Genomic DNA, 17,488 nt, shown 5'->3' with positions numbered 1-17,488 from the left:
ATAAGAAAATACCGACAGGGGGATATTCACATGAGTCAAACAACAGCAAGCATCACAACTGCACAATGGCAGCAAAAACGGGATCAATTTGTGTCAAAAGGTGTGAGCAACGGCAACCGCAGTCTGGCGGTCAAAGGAGAAGGGGCCGAGCTGTACGATCTGGACGGCCGGAGATTTATTGATTTTGCAGGCGCCATCGGCACGTTAAATGTCGGACACTCGCATCCGAAGGTGGTTGAGGCTGTGAAGCGGCAGGCGGAGGAGCTGATTCATCCTGGCTTTAATGTCATGATGTACCCGACTTATATCGAGTTAGCCGAAAAACTGTGTGGCATTGCACCGGGCAGCCATGAGAAAAAAGCGATTTTTCTTAACTCAGGGGCAGAAGCGGTCGAAAACGCTGTGAAAATCGCCAGAAAGTATACAAAGCGCCAAGGCGTTGTCTCGTTTACACGCGGGTTTCACGGGCGCACGAATATGACGATGAGCATGACAAGCAAGGTAAAACCTTATAAATTCGGTTTCGGGCCTTTTGCGCCAGAGGTTTATCAAGCGCCGTTCCCTTATTATTATCAGAAGCCGGCCGGCATGAGTGATGAAAGCTATGACGATATGGTTATTCAAGCATTCAATGATTTCTTTATCGCTTCAGTGGCGCCTGAAACGGTGGCGTGTGTCGTGATGGAGCCAGTGCAGGGAGAAGGCGGGTTTATTATTCCTTCGAAACGGTTCGTACAGCACGTCGCTTCATTCTGCAAAGAACACGGCATTGTTTTTGTTGCTGATGAAATCCAAACTGGCTTTGCCAGAACTGGCACTTATTTCGCAATTGAGCACTTTGATGTAGTGCCCGATCTGATCACGGTTTCTAAATCGCTTGCGGCAGGCCTGCCATTAAGCGGCGTGATCGGGCGTTCGGAAATGCTTGATGCGGCAGCGCCAGGGGAGCTGGGCGGCACGTATGCCGGCAGCCCGCTCGGCTGCGCGGCGGCTTTGGCAGTCTTGGATATTATCGAAGAAGAAGGACTGAATGAGCGATCTGAAGAAATTGGCAAAATCATTGAAGATAGGGCGTATGAGTGGAAAAAAGAATTCCCGTTCATCGGTGACATCCGCAGACTCGGGGCGATGGCCGCAATCGAAATCGTCAAGGATCCAGACACGCGTGAGCCTGATAAAGCAAAAGCAGCAGCGATCGCGGCCTATGCGAATCAAAACGGATTACTTTTGCTGACAGCGGGAATTAACGGTAATATCATCCGCTTTTTGACACCGCTCGTCATCTCAGACAGCCTTTTAAATGAAGGGCTCAGCATCTTGGAGGCGGGCCTGCGAGCTTAATCATTGGAAAGAAAACGGCTGGGTCTGCTATCATTTTAAGTAATCATGAAAAGAAAGGAATGTTCAATATGCCAGATCAATTAACGGTCTACAACCCGGCTACGGGCGAGGAGATCAAAACGATTCCTCAGCAATCAGCCACAGAGGTAGAAGAAGCCATTGAACGTTCACATCAAGCGTTTAAAACGTGGTCTAAAACATCAGCGAACGAAAGAGCGTCTCTTTTGAAAAAATGGTATGAGCTGATTGTTGAACATAAAGAAGAGCTTGCAGATTTAATTACAAAGGAAAACGGAAAACCATACAAGGAAGCAGTCGGCGAGGTACTTTACGGCGCAGGCTATATCGAATGGTTCGCAGAGGAAGCGAAGCGTGTGTACGGAAGAACGGTCCCGGCCCCGACAACGGGTAAACGAATTGTTGTCACACGCCAGCCGGTCGGCCCCGTTGCTGCTATCACGCCCTGGAATTTCCCGAATGCGATGATTACACGCAAAGCGGCGCCTGCTCTTGCCGCTGGCTGTACATTTATCATCAAGCCGGCGCCGGACACACCGCTGTCTGCTTATGAACTAGCACGCCTCGCATATGAAGCGGGCATTCCGAAGGATGTTCTTCAGGTTGTAATCGGCGATGGAGAAGAAATCGGAAATGTGTTCACAAGCAGTCCGAAAATCCGCAAAATCACGTTCACAGGCTCAACACCTGTAGGGAAAATCCTTATGAAAAACAGCGCGGACACCGTGAAGCACGTCTCAATGGAACTCGGCGGACACGCCCCGCTGATCGTAGATGAAGATGCAGACATTGACCTTGCCGTTGAACAGGCGATGGCGTCCAAATACCGAAACGCCGGCCAAACCTGCGTATGTGCCAACCGCCTGATCGTTCATGAATCCATCAAGGATGAATTTGCTGCGAAACTGAGCGAGCAAGTGTCTAAGCTGAAAGTCGGAAATGGACTTGAGGAAGGCGTTAATGTCGGACCGATCATCAATAAACGAGGCTTCGAAAAAATCGTCAGCCAAATAGATGATGCGGTTGAAAAAGGCGCGAAAGTGATTGCTGGGGGCACATATGACCGAAACGATGACAAAGGGTGCTACTTTGTGAATCCGACAGTGCTCACCGATGTCGATACGTCCATGAATATCATGCATGAGGAAACATTCGGCCCGGTCGCCCCGATCGTCACGTTTTCTGATATTGATGAAGCGATTCAGCTTGCCAACGATACACCGTATGGCTTGGCTGCTTACTTCTTCACAGAAAACTACCGCCGCGGCATCTATATTTCCGAGAATCTAGAGTATGGCATTATCGGCTGGAATGACGGCGGACCGTCAGCGGTTCAAGCGCCATTCGGCGGAATGAAAGAAAGCGGCATTGGCCGTGAAGGCGGTTCAGAAGGTATCGAGCCGTACCTTGAAACAAAATATTTGTCCATCGGTTTATAAAAGAATGCACGCTCCTGAGAGCTGCCGGATTTTCCGGCAGCTCTTTTTGTGTTCCGGCGAATAATCACAACAATTCCAGCCAAAATAACAGCAAATACATTTTGAAAGAAGGTTCCCCAACAATGGATTTATTATTGGCTCTTCTCCCGGCTTTGTTTTGGGGGAGCATTGTTCTCTTCAATGTGAAATTAGGCGGCGGGCCGTACAGCCAGACACTGGGAACGACGATCGGGGCACTCATTGTTTCTATCGTTATTTACTTTTTTGTTCAGCCCGTTCTGTCACTTCGTATTTTTATTGTTGGAATCGTATCCGGCCTATTTTGGTCACTTGGACAGGCCAACCAGCTGAAAAGCATTCAATTGATGGGCGTGTCGAAAACAATGCCGATTTCCACAGGAATGCAGCTCGTTTCCACCTCGCTGTTCGGTGTGATCGTGTTCCGCGAATGGTCAACACCGATTGCGATTACGCTTGGCGTTCTCGCTTTGATCTTTATCATTGTAGGAATCATTCTCACGTCCTTGGAAGATAAGAATGATAAAAAAGAGGGCGAGCCAAGCAATTTGAAAAAGGGCATTTTGATTCTCCTTGTTTCGACTCTTGGTTATTTGGTTTATGTAGTCGTGGCTAGATTATTCAATGTGTCCGGCTGGTCCGCGCTGCTGCCACAGGCAATTGGTATGGTGGTCGGGGGGTTAGTTTTAACCTATAGACACAAACCCTTTAACAAGTATGCGATCAGAAATATTCTCCCAGGGTTAATCTGGGCAGGCGGAAATATGTTTTTGTTTATTTCTCAGCCGCGAGTCGGCGTTGCAACGAGCTTTTCCCTTTCACAAATGGGAATTGTCATTTCTACGCTCGGCGGTATTTTCATCCTGCGTGAAAAGAAAACGAAACGCCAGCTAATAGCAATTGCGATCGGGATTATCCTGATTATTGCCGCCGCCGTATTCTTAGGAATCGCCAAAACAAATTCATAACAAATGGAGGAGGATGTATATGTATCCGGATTTAAAAGGAAAAGTCGTCGCTATTACAGGAGCTGCTTCAGGGCTCGGAAAGGCGATGGCCATTCGCTTCGGCAAGGAGCAGGCAAAAGTGGTTATCAACTATTATAGTAATAAACAAGATCCAAACGAGGTAAAAGAAGAGGTCATCAAGGCGGGCGGTGAAGCTGTTGTCGTCCAAGGAGATGTCACGAAAGAGGAAGATGTAAAAAATATCGTGCAAACGGCAATTAAGGAGTTCGGCACACTCGATATTATGATTAATAATGCCGGTCTTGAAAATCCTGTACCATCTCACGAAATGCCGCTCAAGGATTGGGATAAAGTCATCGGCACGAACTTAACGGGTGCCTTTTTAGGAAGCCGTGAAGCGATTAAATATTTCGTAGAAAACGATATCAAGGGAAATGTCATTAACATGTCCAGTGTGCACGAAGTGATTCCTTGGCCGTTATTTGTCCACTATGCGGCAAGTAAAGGCGGGATAAAGCTGATGACAGAAACATTAGCGTTGGAATACGCGCCGAAGGGCATTCGCGTCAATAATATTGGGCCAGGTGCGATCAACACGCCAATCAATGCTGAAAAATTCGCTGACCCTAAACAGAAAGCTGATGTAGAAAGCATGATTCCAATGGGATATATCGGCGAACCGGAGGAGATCGCCGCAGTAGCAGCCTGGCTTGCTTCGAAGGAAGCCAGCTACGTCACAGGCATCACGTTATTCGCGGACGGTGGTATGACACAATATCCTTCATTCCAGGCAGGACGCGGTTAAACAAAAAAAGCGACCCAGACATCACATCTGGATCGCTTTTTTATTACGCACGCTTTTTCTTAACAAGTGCTGCTACAGATAAAATAATAGCAGCCGCAGACAGCACAATCGCTGTAATGTCTAGAGCTGAAGAACCTGAGTTTTCGGAATCGTCTTCTGTTTTCGTGGCGCCGTGCTCATCTGTCACTTGTTTTGCAGACGTGATGTTTGTAATGGAATGAGGTGTATCGGCATCCTCGTCACCTGTCCACTCAACAATGCTGCCGTCTTTGTAATATTGGTAAGCGTCCCAAGCGGCTTCCTCCGCTTTGTCAGGGTTTTTGGCAACAAAGGTAAACTGCTGGAACTGGCCTTCCTGAATGCCTCCGTCAGTCGCTTCCCACGTCACGGACACTGATTTGTCATCATGTTTTTGAGTGGAAACCTTCCAGCCCGGAATTGGCTCATATTGCTGGAATTCAACATCCTTCGGCATTTTGAGGACAACCTTCGTTGTCGGCAGATTTTTCTCAGAAGGGACCTTCATTGTATACGTTTCCCAAGAGCCTGCAGCAGACTCAGCCGGTTTTACAGAAACGTGCGCGCTGGCAGGGGCCGTAAAGAATAAGAGGGAGCCGACAATAGCCGGACATAGTGTCAATGCGATTTTTTTCAACAACGTAAACACTCCTTAATTGGTCTTTGTAAACATGATATTGATTTCGTTAAAGTCGCCGGTCAGGCCGTGGACTTTGATCTTCCAGTTTCCTTTTTCATTAATCGACAGGTTTTGATCTTGGAAGACGCCTTTTGTTTTTTCTTTTAATGTAAAGGTGCTTTTGTTTTCGCTGCCTGACAGGCCTGTTTTATAAACGGTTAACGTGATTTGCTGGATGTTTTTCACGGGATCTCCGTTATGGTCGGTGACCCGCAGCTCAAAAACATTTTTTCCGGGCTGGTTTGGGCTGATGCTGAGAGAAACGCTTTGTCCGTTCTCTATCGCTTTGGTTTGGTAGAACGGTTCCGGCGCTGGCTCAGGCGGGCTTGGCAGGCTTGTAAACACGGCCGCTGTGATCAATACAGCGATGCCGATTGCCCACTCCGCTTTCAACGTTCGGCTGATTCCTGTGCGGCGCTGCTTTCTGGTAAGCAGAAAATGAATTGCGCCTAAGACCAGCATGAAAACAAACAGCCCGCTTTTCACTAAAAGAGCTTGTCCGTACGCTGTATGGAACAGTGAATCCATTGAACGAATGATGAAAAATCCATTGAGCAAGCCTGAAAACAAAATGACGCCGACTGCAGTGAGCGCCCATGGGGAGAACCGTCTGACCGTCTCCCACGCGAGCGTTTTGTCAGGCTGCCTCCATTCTTTTGAGAGCAGCAAAACGAGTGCCGCTATTCCGCCGACCCAGATGGAAGCGGAAGTTAAATGAAGGAAATCCATCAAAATGCCGACCGTTTTTTCTTCAACGACAGCAGCATGCCCGGTAAACGCCTTGGCAAGCAGGAGACCGAAAAAGAAAATGAGCGGCGCTGTCCAATAGCCAAAGGATGAAAAGCGGTTTTTCCGTATCGCAGGGATGACAGACAGTGCGAGCAGCACGAACAGCGCAGCCTGTATGATCCAAATGGAGCCGCCTGCTGTCTCAAACAGTGTTTCTCTGATGTAGCCCGGCTGGAATGCGCTGCCCCAGCCGCCGCCTGCGTTCGCTTTTGTCTGAATCGGAAGCTGAAGCAAAAGCGCCAGCCCCAATGCTGCGATCGAGCCGGTCAGGATACGTCTCGTCCGTTTGACGAGCTGTTCTGATTTCCCTTTATACCAGAAAAGATGGAAGAAAACCGTTCCGATAAACAGAGATAAGGCTGTATACAGAATCGCGCGATCTGCTGCTGTTCCCGGATTCAGCGCTGAATCGGCTGCTTTTTGGCTGCTGAATCCGCCATCCGCTTTCCCGATACTGAACGGAATGACGCCGGAAACAGGATGTCCATCCGCGGATACGGCATTCCATTCCGCTCTGTACACATCTTTAGGCAGATTCTTCTTCAGCTTCACTGTCATGATGTGATGATTATCTTTTTTGATTTCAGTCTTGTCCGTATCCACACGGTCGCCGTTTGAATTATAGACTTTAATGTAATGAAACCCTTCTTCAACCGGTTCATTAAATTCGATTTCCACCTGCGCAGGGGCGCTTTTTAATTCGCTGTTTTCCCCAGGTGAAGATTTGACAATATAGGCGTGAGCAAAGCTTGTTTTCGGCAGGAAAACAAGAAAAAGCAGAAGGATGATCCACCATCTGTTTCGCTTCATCACTCAGACACCACCTTCCGCTGTATGTGTTGTGTTATTTCTTGGTGCAGGTGCAGCGTTTCTTTCGGTCTTGAAGCATGTCTTCCAGCGCTTGGTCGAAAGTGCAGACGGCTCCGCCGAATCCTTTTTGAAATCGTTCGGCATGGTCAAGTGTCGCAAACGGAATGGCCTGCGGCTGGCAGCAGTGCAGGTTTAATTCAGCATTTACGACGAAATAAGCCGAACCGGCACTGACGGTTGTCTGTAACAGAAAATCTCTGCAAATCAAGTGTGAAACCTCTTCCGTTTTATCCGCGTAACGCAAAAACGCGCAATGTGCGCAGCATAGCTGTTCAATGTCTTGGTTTACCGTAATCAGCTGAACCGAATGAGCTTGATTGACGGGCTTCAAGCAATAGCTGCACATATGATCTGTTTGAGGTGTTCGGACGGGGAGCGTGATGCCGCCGGCCGTTTTAATGACCTGATTTGACTGAACCAGCTGATTGACATCTCTATATACCGTCATTTCCGAAACGCCGAACCTTGCGCTGATGTCAGAAATTCTAAGCGAGCCTTCTTCTTTCAGCCACTTCAGTATGTGTTGCTGTCTATTAATCGGAAGCATTCATACACCCTCTTCATTAAGATCTATTTAAGCGTAGAGGATTTTAGAGACGGAGACAAGTAAGTGGATGATAAAAAATGTGAAAATGTGTTGAACAGCAACAAAACGAAACAGAAGGGACTCTGGTATAATAGACAGATGGAATAGAAAGTGAGGAATACCCTATGAAAGAAACACCATGCCCGAACTGCGGCAAACCTTTGACAGGCGATATGGTCAGATCATCAAATGTGCCTTGTCAATTTCGCTGCGGCCACTGCCGGGAACGGCTTTATGAATATAAAGTTTCAGCTCCGATTATGCTGGTATCATTAGCGGCCATCGTGCTGCTTATTTATCTTTTGATGCTCCTCCGCAATGCGGCAGGCTCAGTGCTGCCAGCTGTACAGCACGTGCCGATGGCTGTATTTGCGCTTGTGTGCGCGTATCCCGTTTTTATTGTGAGTGAGCGGATGATTGCAAAGTACGTGATTCAAAATGGCAACATCATTTATAGAGGAAAGAGAAAAGGCTCCTGAAACCAGGAGCCTTTTTATTTTTAAAAAATTGTCACAGTCATGTGCCAAAGTCCTCTTTACTTTCAATTGTATAGGGACTGTAAGCGTTTTAACATAGAGTCAAAGGGAAGCATCATTCTCTGAACATATTTTTGCACCTTACAGCGACAAACAAAACAGGGAGGGTTTATATATGCAGCAGCAAGAACAGCAGCAAGGCGGCATGAAAGTGAAAGTGCAGCGCTTTGGGAGTTATTTGAGCGGAATGATCATGCCGAATATCGGCGCATTTATCGCGTGGGGTATCATTACCGCGTTGTTTATTCCGGCAGGATGGTTTCCGAATGAACAGCTGAACACGCTGGTCAGCCCGATGATTACGTATTTATTGCCGCTTTTGATAGCGTATACAGGCGGAAAAATGATCTACGACCACCGCGGCGGAGTTGTCGGAGCGACAGCGGCAATTGGGGTGATTGTCGGATCGGATATTCCAATGTTTTTAGGCGCAATGATTATGGGTCCGCTTGGCGGATACCTCATTAAACAGACTGATAAATTATTCAAGGATAAAGTCAAACAAGGCTTTGAAATGCTGATCAACAACTTTACGGCAGGGATTGTCGGCGCGGCTTTAACGATTCTCGCGTTTTACGCCATCGGCCCGGTTGTCCTGACGCTAAATAAATTGCTGGCGGCTGGTGTGGAAGTCATTGTACACGCTAATTTACTGCCGGTAGCCAGTGTTTTTGTAGAACCGGCGAAAGTGTTGTTCCTTAACAACGCCATAAACCATGGAATCTTAAGCCCGATCGGAATCGAGCAAGCATCCCAAACAGGAAAATCAATTCTGTTTTTAGTAGAAGCGAACCCTGGACCGGGGCTCGGCATTTTGCTGGCGTACATGTTCTTTGGCAAAGGATCTTCAAAATCAACGGCTCCCGGTGCGGCGATCATCCATTTCTTCGGCGGGATTCACGAGATTTACTTCCCGTACATTCTGATGAAACCGGCCCTGATTCTCGCAGCCATTGCCGGCGGAGCAAGCGGACTCTTAACGTTTACGATCTTTAATGCCGGACTTGTCGCGGCAGCGTCACCGGGAAGCATTATCGCATTGATGGCAATGACGCCAAGAGGAGGCTATTTCGGGGTATTGGCGGGTGTATTGGTCGCTGCAGCTGTATCGTTCATCGTTTCAGCAGTGATCCTGAAATCCTCAAAAGCAAGTGAAGAAGACCTGGCTGCCGCAACAGAAAAAATGCAGTCCATGAAGGGGAAGAAAAGCCAAGCAGCAGCTGCTTTAGAGGCGGAACAAGCCAAAGCAGAAGAAGCGTCTGAGCTGTCTCCTGAAAGCGTGAACAAAATTATCTTTGCGTGTGATGCGGGAATGGGATCAAGTGCCATGGGGGCATCCATCTTAAGAAACAAAGTGAAAAAAGCGGAGCTTGACATCAGTGTGACCAACACGGCCATTAACAATCTGCCAAGCGATGCGGATATTGTCATCACCCACAAAGATTTAACAGACCGCGCGAAAGCAAAGCTGCCGAACGCGACGCACATATCAGTGGATAACTTCTTAAACAGCCCGAAATACGACGAGCTGATTGAAAAGCTGAAAAAGTAATCTTATAGAAAGAGAGTGATACTCATGCAAGTACTCGCAAAGGAAAATATTAAACTCAATCAAACGGTATCATCAAAAGAAGAGGCCATCAAATTGGCAGGCCAGACGCTGATTGACAACGGCTACGTGACAGAGGATTACATTAGCAAAATGTTTGAACGTGAAGAAACGTCTTCTACGTTTATGGGGAATTTCATTGCCATTCCACACGGCACAGAAGAAGCGAAAAGCGAGGTGCTTCACTCTGGAATTTCAATCATACAGATTCCAGAGGGCGTTGAGTACGGAGAAGGCAACACGGCAAAAGTGGTATTCGGCATTGCGGGTAAAAATAATGAGCATTTAGACATTTTGTCTAACATCGCCATTATCTGTTCAGAAGAAGAAAACATTGAACGCCTGATCTCCGCTAAAAGCGAAGAAGATTTGATCGCCATTTTCAACGAGGTGAACTGACATGATCGCCTTACATTTCGGTGCGGGAAATATCGGGAGAGGATTTATCGGCGCGCTGCTTCACCACTCCGGCTATGATGTGGTGTTTGCGGATGTGAACGACACGATGGTCAGCCTCCTCAATGAAAAAAAAGAATACACAGTGGAACTGGCGGAAGAGGGACGTTCATCGGAGATCATTGGCCCGGTGATCGCTATTAACAGCGGCAGTCAGACCGAGGAGCTGTACCGGCTGATGAATGAGGCGGCGCTCATCACAACAGCTGTCGGCCCGAATGTGCTGAAGCTGATTGCCCCGTCTATCGCAGAAGGTTTAAGACGAAGAAATACTGCAAACACACTGAATATCATTGCCTGCGAAAATATGATTGGCGGAAGCAGCTTCTTAAAGAAAGAAATATACAGCCATTTAACGGAAGCAGAGCAGAAATCCGTCAGTGAAACGGTAGGTTTTCCGAATTCTGCCGTTGACCGGATCGTCCCGATTCAGCATCATGAAGACCCGCTGAAAGTATCGGTTGAACCATTTTTCGAATGGGTCATTGATGAATCAGGCTTTAAAGGGAAAACACCAGTCATAAACGGCGCACTGTTTGTTGATGATTTAACGCCGTACATCGAACGGAAGCTGTTTACGGTCAATACCGGACACGCGGTCACAGCGTATGTCGGCTATCAGCGCGGACTCAAAACGGTCAAAGAAGCAATTGATCATCCGGAAATCCGCCGTGTTGTTCATTCGGCGCTGCTTGAAACTGGTGACTATCTCGTCAAATCGTATGGCTTTAAGCAAACTGAACACGAACAATATATCAAAAAAATCATCGGTCGCTTTGAAAATCCTTTCATTTCGGACGATGTGACCCGCGTAGCGAGGTCACCTCTCAGAAAACTGGGAGAAAATGATAGACTTGTAGGCCCGGCAAAGAAAATAAAAGAACCGAATGCACTGGCTGAAGGAATTGCCGCAGCACTGCGCTTCGATTTCACCGGTGACCCTGAAGCGGTTGAACTGCAAGCGCTGATCGAAGAAAAAGGATACAGCGGCGTACTTCAAGAGGTGTGCGGCATTCAGTCCCATGAACCGTTGCACGCCATCATTTTAAAGAAACTTAATCAATAACCGACCACCCGTGACACAATGTCACGGGCTTTTTTTACTATCTCGCAATCTAGTATAATAGAAAGCGCTTACGATAACAGGGGAAGGAGAATGACGATGAAACAATTTGAGATTGCGGCAATACCGGGAGACGGAGTAGGAAAAGAGGTTGTAGCGGCTGCTGAGAAAGTGCTTCATACAGCGGCTGAGGTACACGGAGGTTTGTCATTCTCATTCACAGCTTTTCCATGGAGCTGTGATTATTACTTGGAGCACGGCAAAATGATGCCCGAAGATGGAATACATACGCTTACTCAATTTGAAGCAGTTTTTTTGGGAGCTGTCGGAAATCCGAAGCTGGTTCCCGATCATATATCGTTATGGGGGCTGCTGCTGAAAATCCGGAGGGAGCTTGAGCTTTCCATTAATATGAGACCCGCCAAACAAATGGCAGGCATTACGTCGCCGCTTCTGCATCCAAATGATTTTGACTTCGTGGTGATTCGCGAGAACAGTGAAGGTGAATACAGTGAAGTCGGCGGGCGCATTCACAGAGGCGATGACGAAATCGCCATCCAGAATGCGGTGTTTACGAGAAAAGCGACAGAACGTGTCATGCGCTTTGCCTTCGAATTGGCGAAAAAACGGCGCAGCCATGTGACAAGCGCCACAAAGTCTAACGGCATTTATCACGCGATGCCGTTTTGGGATGAAGTCTTTCAGCAGACAGCCGCTGATTATAGCGGAATCGAAACATCATCTCAGCATATTGATGCGCTGGCCGCTTTTTTTGTGACGCGTCCGGAAACGTTTGATGTCATTGTGGCGAGCAACTTGTTCGGTGATATTTTAACCGACATCAGCTCAAGCCTGATGGGAAGCATCGGCATTGCGCCTTCTGCGAACATCAATCCATCCGGCAAATATCCGTCCATGTTTGAACCGGTTCACGGCTCAGCTCCTGACATTGCCGGACAGGGCCTTGCCAATCCGATCGGCCAGATTTGGACAGCGAAGCTGATGCTCGACCACTTCGGAGAGGAAGAATTGGGGGCGAAAATTCTGGATGTAATGGAGCAAGTGACTGCCGACGGCATCAAAACACGCGACATTGGGGGACAAAGCACAACGGCTGAGGTCACTGATGAAATCTGTTCGCGCTTAAGAAAGCTCTGATGAATCAGGCCGGTGGCAGATGGCTGCCCCGGCCTGTCCATTTCCTTACGAAAATTTCCACGAAAGTCTAACCAAGCAGATCCAAATGCTGTATAATAATTTGGAATTCTTAGGAAAGCATCGGGTGAAGGAAGTTGAATGCAAAAACAATCACGTTAAAGAAAAAAAGAAAAATCAAAACGATCGTTGTACTCAGTATCATTATGATCGCAGCTCTCATTTTTACGATCAGATTGGTGTTTTACAAGCCTTTTCTTATTGAAGGATCATCAATGGCCCCAACGCTTAAAGACTCAGAAAGAATTCTGGTTGATAAAGCAGTCAAATGGACTGGCGGGTTTCACAGAGGAGACATCATAGTCATTCATGACAAAAAGAGCGGCCGCTCATTTGTCAAACGTTTAATCGGTTTGCCTGGTGACAGCATTAAAATGAAAAATGATCAGCTATACATAAATGATAAAAAGGTGGAAGAACCATACTTAAAGGAATATAAACAGGAGGTCAAAGAGTCGGGGGTAACCTTAACAGGTGACTTCGAAGTTGAGGTTCCTTCCGGTAAATATTTTGTGATGGGAGATAACCGTCTCAATTCACTGGATAGCAGAAACGGAATGGGCATGCCTTCTGAGGACGATATCATCGGTACTGAATCTCTCGTCTTTTATCCATTCGGTGAGATGAGACAGGCAAAATAAAATGCAATGCAAAAAGAACATGGAACATGACGGCACCGATAATAAAGCGCCGTGCACGTTTAAAAAAATGATGATGAAACGGTGCGGAGCCGGCTTTCCGCCCCGTTTTTTATGATAGAAAGCGTTTTGAAGAAAAGGGCCCTGTTGAAATAAACAGAATCAGGATTGGCGAAGCCGTGAAGCGCATCGAATTGGTAAATCTCAAGATGGGTATGCTGTTTTTCCCGCAGTTTTTTGATAAGAAGCGCTACGTCAAACGACGGCTCATAATTAGGGAAAAACAATAGGACCGGGCAGGCTGGCACGTGATGAAGAGAGTCGCGTATCCGGGAACCGTAATAACAAACCGATCCGCTCACCTCAGGCATACTGCTGCATTTCCATGCGATAGTAGCCCCCACGCTGAATCCAATCACAAAGATGTGCCGTCCGGCGTTTTGCCTGATCACATTCTGGATGATGGTTTCTCCCGTTTTCAGCCTTTCGTGTTTTGTAAATTGTTCGTATGCCGTTTTTTCTTCTTGCAGTGTGTAGACTTCATCCTCGCCGAGCAGGTTGGGCGTCAACACATCATATCCAGCCATTTTGATCAGCCGGCCCATCTTTTTCATATGGCTGTTTACACCGTATATTTCGTGTACGAGAATGACAAGCGGTTTTGGGGACATAACGGCCTCCTTTTGTGTTTTTTCCATTATATCCTATCGTTTCACTTTAGGCTGAGATATAATGGTCAAAAAAAGGAGATATAAAATGAACTCATTATCTTTGCCTCACCGCTATCCATTTTTGTTTATTGATGGCGTGACGGATAGCGAGCCCGGCAAACATGCGGCAGCTTATAAGCTGATTAGTGAGAACGACTGGTTTATCACTGATACGCAAACAGAAATGCCGTTTTCACTTGTGATTGAAGCGCTTGCGCAAACCGCGGCTTTTACAGGAATTACAGATGAGAACAGCTTGGGATTATTGTCTTCGGTGAAGAAAGCGGAAAAGCTGGGAGAAGCTGTGCCTGGTGACCGGCTTGATCTTACGTTTGAAGTCACGCGCAATCGGCGCGGGTTTGTGTTCGGACATGCCAAGGCGTCAGTTGGAGAGCAGCCTGTTGCTGAAGCTGAAATCGGCATCTATATTGAAAAATGAAAAAAACCCTTCACAACATTTTGTGAGGGGTTCTATTTTGTGTCGTAATCCCGTTCGCTTTGAGAGCTATCTCTTTGCTGGCGTTTGTGTTTTTCATCATTCATATTTTCCTTCAGCTCTTCATTAGGAATCGGATCGGTTAAGTCGTTGTGCTCAGGGTTTTCATTTGGTTTGTTTTGCTGTTTTTTTTCTGTCATGTTTGATCACCTCACCGTTTGTTTTCCTCTTATCCGTTCTCCTCAAACATAGGAAATCGCTTTTTTGTCCCGCTGGGTATAATGTATTAGAATAGAGAGAAGCACAACAAAAAGATAAAGAGAGGTACATATATGTCTGTTCAAAGAGAAGATGTAGATATCAAGCTGATCGCAATTGATATGGATGGTACACTGCTGAACGACGAGCAGCTGATCTCGGATGAAAACCGCAAAGCCATTCGTGAAGCGGAGGATAAAGGTGTGTATGTGGTGATCAGCACGGGCCGGACGCTGATGACGTGCAGGGAGCTGGCGGAATCGCTAAAGCTGTCATCCTTTCTAATCACGGCAAACGGCAGTGAAATTTGGGATTCGAATTTTAATTTGGTGGAACGGAAGCTGCTTCATACGGACCATATTCAAATGATGTGGGATTTGCGGAATAAGCACAACACTAATTTCTGGGCTTCTACGGTGAATAAAGTATGGAGAGGCGAGTTTCCGGAAAACATTACGGATCATGAATGGCTCAAATTCGGCTTTGACATCGAGGATGACGATATCCGAAACGAAGTGCTTGAGGAGCTGAGAAAAAACAAAGAGCTCGAAATCACAAATTCAAGTCCGACAAACATTGAAGTCAACGCGCTTGGCATCAACAAAGCTGCAGCCCTTGCCAAGGTTACGGAAAAACTCGGCTTTACAATGGAGAATGTGATGGCGATGGGCGACAGCCTTAATGACATTGCGATGATCAAAGAAGCGGGTCTTGGCGTCGCAATGGGCAATGCGCAAGACATCGTAAAAGAAACGGCTGATTATATCACGGATACAAATATTGAGAATGGTGTCGCTAAAGCGATTCGCCATTGGGTACTATAAAAAAAGAGAGTCCTAAGATGGACTCTCTTTTTTAGTTTGGCAGGTTTTATTCTGGGACCATGGTAGGTTTTCTGACAAAAGTATTTCACAAACTGATATGGTTCACTTATAATGAAATAAAGTTCAAAAATTCGGAATAGTCGTTCCGAATTTCGGGACAATAAATGACATAAAGCATATCGTTTGCTTTGGCAGGAGGGATTCTGTGTTTCAGATTGATTTAAACTGTGATTTAGGAGAAAGCTTCGGAGCCTACAAGATAGGCCTTGACCAAGATATTTTAGAGTATGTGACATCAGCGAATATCGCATGCGGATTTCATGCAGGAGATCCTAGTGTTATGCGAAAAACCGTCGCGCTTGCAGCGGAAAAAGGCGTAAAAATCGGTGCGCATCCGGGCTTGCCGGATTTACTCGGTTTTGGGCGCCGCAATATGGCGATTTCTCCTGAGGAAGCGTATGATCTTGTCGTTTATCAAATTGGCGCGCTCTCTGGCTTTCTAAAAGCAGAGGGACTTCACATGCAGCACGTCAAGCCGCATGGCGCTTTATACAATATGGCGGCAGTCGATCAAAAACTGTCGGATGCTATCGCGAAAGCTGTCTATAAGGTTGATCCCGGCCTGATTCTTTTCGGTCTTGCTGAGAGCGAGCTTGTAAAAGCGGGAGAACGGATCGGACTTCAGACCGCAAATGAAGTGTTCGCCGACAGAACATACCAATCGGACGGCACGCTGACACCGCGCTCCCAGCCGGACGCACTCATTGAAAGTGATGATGCCGCCGTCACCCAGGTCATCAAAATGGTGAAAGAAGGGGCGGTCAAATCTCAGCAAGGACATGATGTGTCATTAAAAGCAGATACAGTCTGCATTCATGGAGATGGAGCCCATGCGCTGACATTTGCGCAAAAAATCAGAAAACAGCTCAAAGCGGCTGGAATTGAAGTGACAGCTATTTCAGAACAGAGGTCAACATAAAGGAGGAACAATAGATGGAGCAGCAGAAAAAGACAGCAGGAAAAAAAGCGGGCAGCTGGTCATTGCTGATGGGCGCCGCCTTTTTAATGGCGACATCAGCAATCGGACCGGGTTTCCTCACCCAAACCGCAACATTCACAAACACACTCGCAGCAAGCTTCGGTTTTGTCATCTTAATCTCTATTATTTTAGATATTTTCGCCCAAACCAATGTGTGGCGCATCATCGCAGTTTCTGGAAAACGAGGTCAGGAAATTGCGAATATGGTGCTTCCCGGACTGGGGTATTTCATCGCCATTCTCGTCGTGCTTGGCGGACTAGCTTTTAATATTGGGAATATCGGAGGGGCCGGGCTGGGACTTCAGGTGCTGTTCGGCATTACACCTGAAACAGGCGCTTTAATCAGTGCCGTTATCGCCATTTTGATTTTTGTCATCAAGGAAGCAGGAAAAGCGATGGACCGTTTTACGCAAATCGCGGGGTTCGTGATGATTATTTTAACGGTCTACGTTGCGGCGACGACAGCTCCTCCGGTCGGACAGGCAGTCGCAAATACATTCGTCCCGGAACACATCAGCATATTTGCCATTGTCACCCTAGTGGGCGGAACCGTCGGCGGTTATATCACATTTGCCGGAGGACACCGTTTGCTTGATGCCGGAATTAAAGGAAAGGAATCCATTCCGCAGGTGACAAAGAGCTCGGTTGTCGGCATTTTAATTACATCTGTCATGCGTATCGCTCTTTTTCTTGCGGTTCTAGGCGTTGTATCGAAAGGCCTGCACATCGATGAAAGCAACCCGGCGGCTTCTGTCTTCAAGCTGGCTGCTGGAAATGTCGGTTATAAAATTTTCGGATTGATCATGTGGTCTGCGGCGATTACGTCTGTTATTGGAGCAGCCTATACATCTGTTTCATTTTTTAAAACCTTTTCTCCAAAAATTGAAAAGAATTCACGCGGTATTATTATCGGATTTATTGTGGTTTCTACGTTAGCTTTTGTCACAATCGGCCAGCCTGCGAAGATCCTCGTCCTTGTCGGTTCACTGAACGGCTTAATTCTGCCGATTGCGCTCGGAACGCTGCTTGTTGCCGCCTACAAGAAAAACATTGTCGGTGATTATAAGCATCCGCTTTGGCTGACAAGCACAGGCGCGCTTGTAGTGATTGTAATGGCAGTTATGGGAATCTACACGTTAATTACACAACTTCCTCAATTGTGGAGCTGATATA

19 protein-coding genes are annotated in these 17,488 nt (G+C 47.0%); 14 read left to right on the top strand and 5 right to left on the bottom strand.

The features are described from left to right. Positions 1 to 30: 30 nt before the first annotated feature. The 4 genes from gabT (at position 31) to gdh (ending at position 4,589) form a co-directional block, all read left to right on the top strand. Positions 31 to 1,341, top strand: coding sequence for a 4-aminobutyrate--2-oxoglutarate transaminase (gene gabT / locus BGM23_RS19900; RefSeq protein ID WP_015252814.1), 1,311 nt, complete (start codon positions 31 to 33; stop codon positions 1,339 to 1,341). 68 nt (positions 1,342 to 1,409) lie between these two features. After that, positions 1,410 to 2,798, top strand: a complete 1,389-nt coding sequence (gabD, locus tag BGM23_RS19895; protein ID WP_029317299.1) for a succinate-semialdehyde dehydrogenase — start codon at positions 1,410 to 1,412, stop codon at positions 2,796 to 2,798. A gap of 122 nt (positions 2,799 to 2,920) precedes the next feature. After that, a complete protein-coding gene (gene glcU, locus BGM23_RS19890) occupies positions 2,921 to 3,784 on the top strand; it encodes a glucose uptake protein GlcU (RefSeq protein WP_003234455.1) in 864 nt (287 codons plus the stop codon). A gap of 19 nt (positions 3,785 to 3,803) precedes the next feature. Next, the gene (gene gdh / locus BGM23_RS19885) at positions 3,804 to 4,589 is read left to right on the top strand and encodes a glucose 1-dehydrogenase (RefSeq protein WP_003246720.1); all 786 of its coding nucleotides are present in this window, start codon (positions 3,804 to 3,806) and stop codon (positions 4,587 to 4,589) included. 43 nt (positions 4,590 to 4,632) lie between these two features. Here the strand turns inward: gdh and BGM23_RS19880 are convergent, their stop codons facing one another. From BGM23_RS19880 to ycnK, 3 genes are read right to left on the bottom strand one after another with little or no spacing between them, the layout of a single operon-like run. Then, on the bottom strand, positions 4,633 to 5,247 hold the full coding sequence (locus tag BGM23_RS19880; protein WP_014475816.1) for a YcnI family copper-binding membrane protein: 615 nt from the start codon (positions 5,245 to 5,247) through the stop codon (positions 4,633 to 4,635). A gap of 12 nt (positions 5,248 to 5,259) precedes the next feature. After that, positions 5,260 to 6,885, bottom strand: coding sequence for a copper transporter YcnJ (gene ycnJ / locus BGM23_RS19875; RefSeq protein WP_003246637.1), 1,626 nt, complete (start codon positions 6,883 to 6,885; stop codon positions 5,260 to 5,262). Between the two features lie 34 nt (positions 6,886 to 6,919). Then, positions 6,920 to 7,492: a copper uptake transcriptional regulator CutR gene (gene ycnK / locus BGM23_RS19870; protein ID WP_003246724.1), complete on the bottom strand. Its 573-nt coding sequence runs from the start codon at positions 7,490 to 7,492 to the stop codon at positions 6,920 to 6,922. A gap of 164 nt (positions 7,493 to 7,656) precedes the next feature. Between ycnK and BGM23_RS19865 the strand changes: the two genes are divergently transcribed. From BGM23_RS19865 to sipU, 6 genes are all read left to right on the top strand, one after another. Next, positions 7,657 to 8,010 carry a hypothetical protein gene (locus BGM23_RS19865; RefSeq protein ID WP_003246726.1) on the top strand — a complete coding sequence of 118 codons (354 nt, stop codon included), beginning with the start codon at positions 7,657 to 7,659 and terminating at the stop codon, positions 8,008 to 8,010. A 172-nt stretch (positions 8,011 to 8,182) separates the two neighbouring features. Beyond that, positions 8,183 to 9,619 carry a PTS mannitol transporter subunit IIBC gene (locus BGM23_RS19860; protein ID WP_010886406.1) on the top strand — a complete coding sequence of 479 codons (1,437 nt, stop codon included), beginning with the start codon at positions 8,183 to 8,185 and terminating at the stop codon, positions 9,617 to 9,619. Between the two features lie 24 nt (positions 9,620 to 9,643). Beyond that, positions 9,644 to 10,075, top strand: coding sequence for a PTS mannitol transporter subunit IIA (locus tag BGM23_RS22255; protein ID WP_003246714.1), 432 nt, complete (start codon positions 9,644 to 9,646; stop codon positions 10,073 to 10,075). Between the two features lies 1 nt (position 10,076). Further along, entirely contained in the window at positions 10,077 to 11,198 is a 1,122-nt protein-coding gene (locus BGM23_RS19850; protein ID WP_046664279.1) for a mannitol-1-phosphate 5-dehydrogenase, read from the top strand. Positions 11,199 to 11,288: 90 nt separating this feature from the next. Further along, complete coding sequence (locus BGM23_RS19845; RefSeq protein WP_003234436.1) at positions 11,289 to 12,353, top strand: tartrate dehydrogenase; 1,065 nt, start codon at positions 11,289 to 11,291, stop codon at positions 12,351 to 12,353. Between the two features lie 134 nt (positions 12,354 to 12,487). After that, the gene (gene sipU / locus BGM23_RS19840; RefSeq protein WP_003234434.1) at positions 12,488 to 13,051 is read left to right on the top strand and encodes a signal peptidase I sipU; all 564 of its coding nucleotides are present in this window, start codon (positions 12,488 to 12,490) and stop codon (positions 13,049 to 13,051) included. A gap of 59 nt (positions 13,052 to 13,110) precedes the next feature. On the opposite strand, the gene BGM23_RS19830 is transcribed toward sipU, so the two are convergent. Continuing rightward, complete coding sequence (locus BGM23_RS19830; RefSeq protein ID WP_015715251.1) at positions 13,111 to 13,719, bottom strand: dienelactone hydrolase family protein; 609 nt, start codon at positions 13,717 to 13,719, stop codon at positions 13,111 to 13,113. A gap of 85 nt (positions 13,720 to 13,804) precedes the next feature. Between BGM23_RS19830 and BGM23_RS19825 the strand changes: the two genes are divergently transcribed. Further along, a complete protein-coding gene (locus BGM23_RS19825; RefSeq protein WP_003246580.1) occupies positions 13,805 to 14,197 on the top strand; it encodes a 3-hydroxyacyl-ACP dehydratase FabZ family protein in 393 nt (130 codons plus the stop codon). Positions 14,198 to 14,229: 32 nt separating this feature from the next. On the opposite strand, the gene BGM23_RS19820 is transcribed toward BGM23_RS19825, so the two are convergent. Further along, the gene (locus BGM23_RS19820) at positions 14,230 to 14,394 is read right to left on the bottom strand and encodes a hypothetical protein (protein WP_015715252.1); all 165 of its coding nucleotides are present in this window, start codon (positions 14,392 to 14,394) and stop codon (positions 14,230 to 14,232) included. A 132-nt stretch (positions 14,395 to 14,526) separates the two neighbouring features. On the opposite strand from BGM23_RS19820, the gene BGM23_RS19815 reads away from it, so the two are divergent. The 3 genes from BGM23_RS19815 to BGM23_RS19805 all read left to right on the top strand — a co-directional run bounded on the left by BGM23_RS19815 (position 14,527) and on the right by BGM23_RS19805 (position 17,484). Next, the gene (locus BGM23_RS19815; protein ID WP_015715253.1) at positions 14,527 to 15,276 is read left to right on the top strand and encodes a phosphoglycolate phosphatase; all 750 of its coding nucleotides are present in this window, start codon (positions 14,527 to 14,529) and stop codon (positions 15,274 to 15,276) included. A gap of 205 nt (positions 15,277 to 15,481) precedes the next feature. Further along, positions 15,482 to 16,255 (top strand): 5-oxoprolinase subunit PpxA, encoded by a 774-nt coding sequence (pxpA, locus tag BGM23_RS19810; RefSeq protein WP_015715254.1) that lies wholly within the window; start codon positions 15,482 to 15,484, stop codon positions 16,253 to 16,255. Positions 16,256 to 16,269: 14 nt separating this feature from the next. Continuing rightward, positions 16,270 to 17,484: an NRAMP family divalent metal transporter gene (locus BGM23_RS19805; RefSeq protein WP_014478854.1), complete on the top strand. Its 1,215-nt coding sequence runs from the start codon at positions 16,270 to 16,272 to the stop codon at positions 17,482 to 17,484. Positions 17,485 to 17,488 lie beyond the last annotated feature (4 nt).

It is taken from the genome of Bacillus sp. FJAT-14266 (assembly GCF_001719225.1).
GTDB lineage: Bacteria > Bacillota > Bacilli > Bacillales > Bacillaceae > Bacillus > Bacillus subtilis.
Note: the sequence above shows the minus strand (reverse complement) of the source record. Positions and strands in the feature narration are given on the sequence as shown.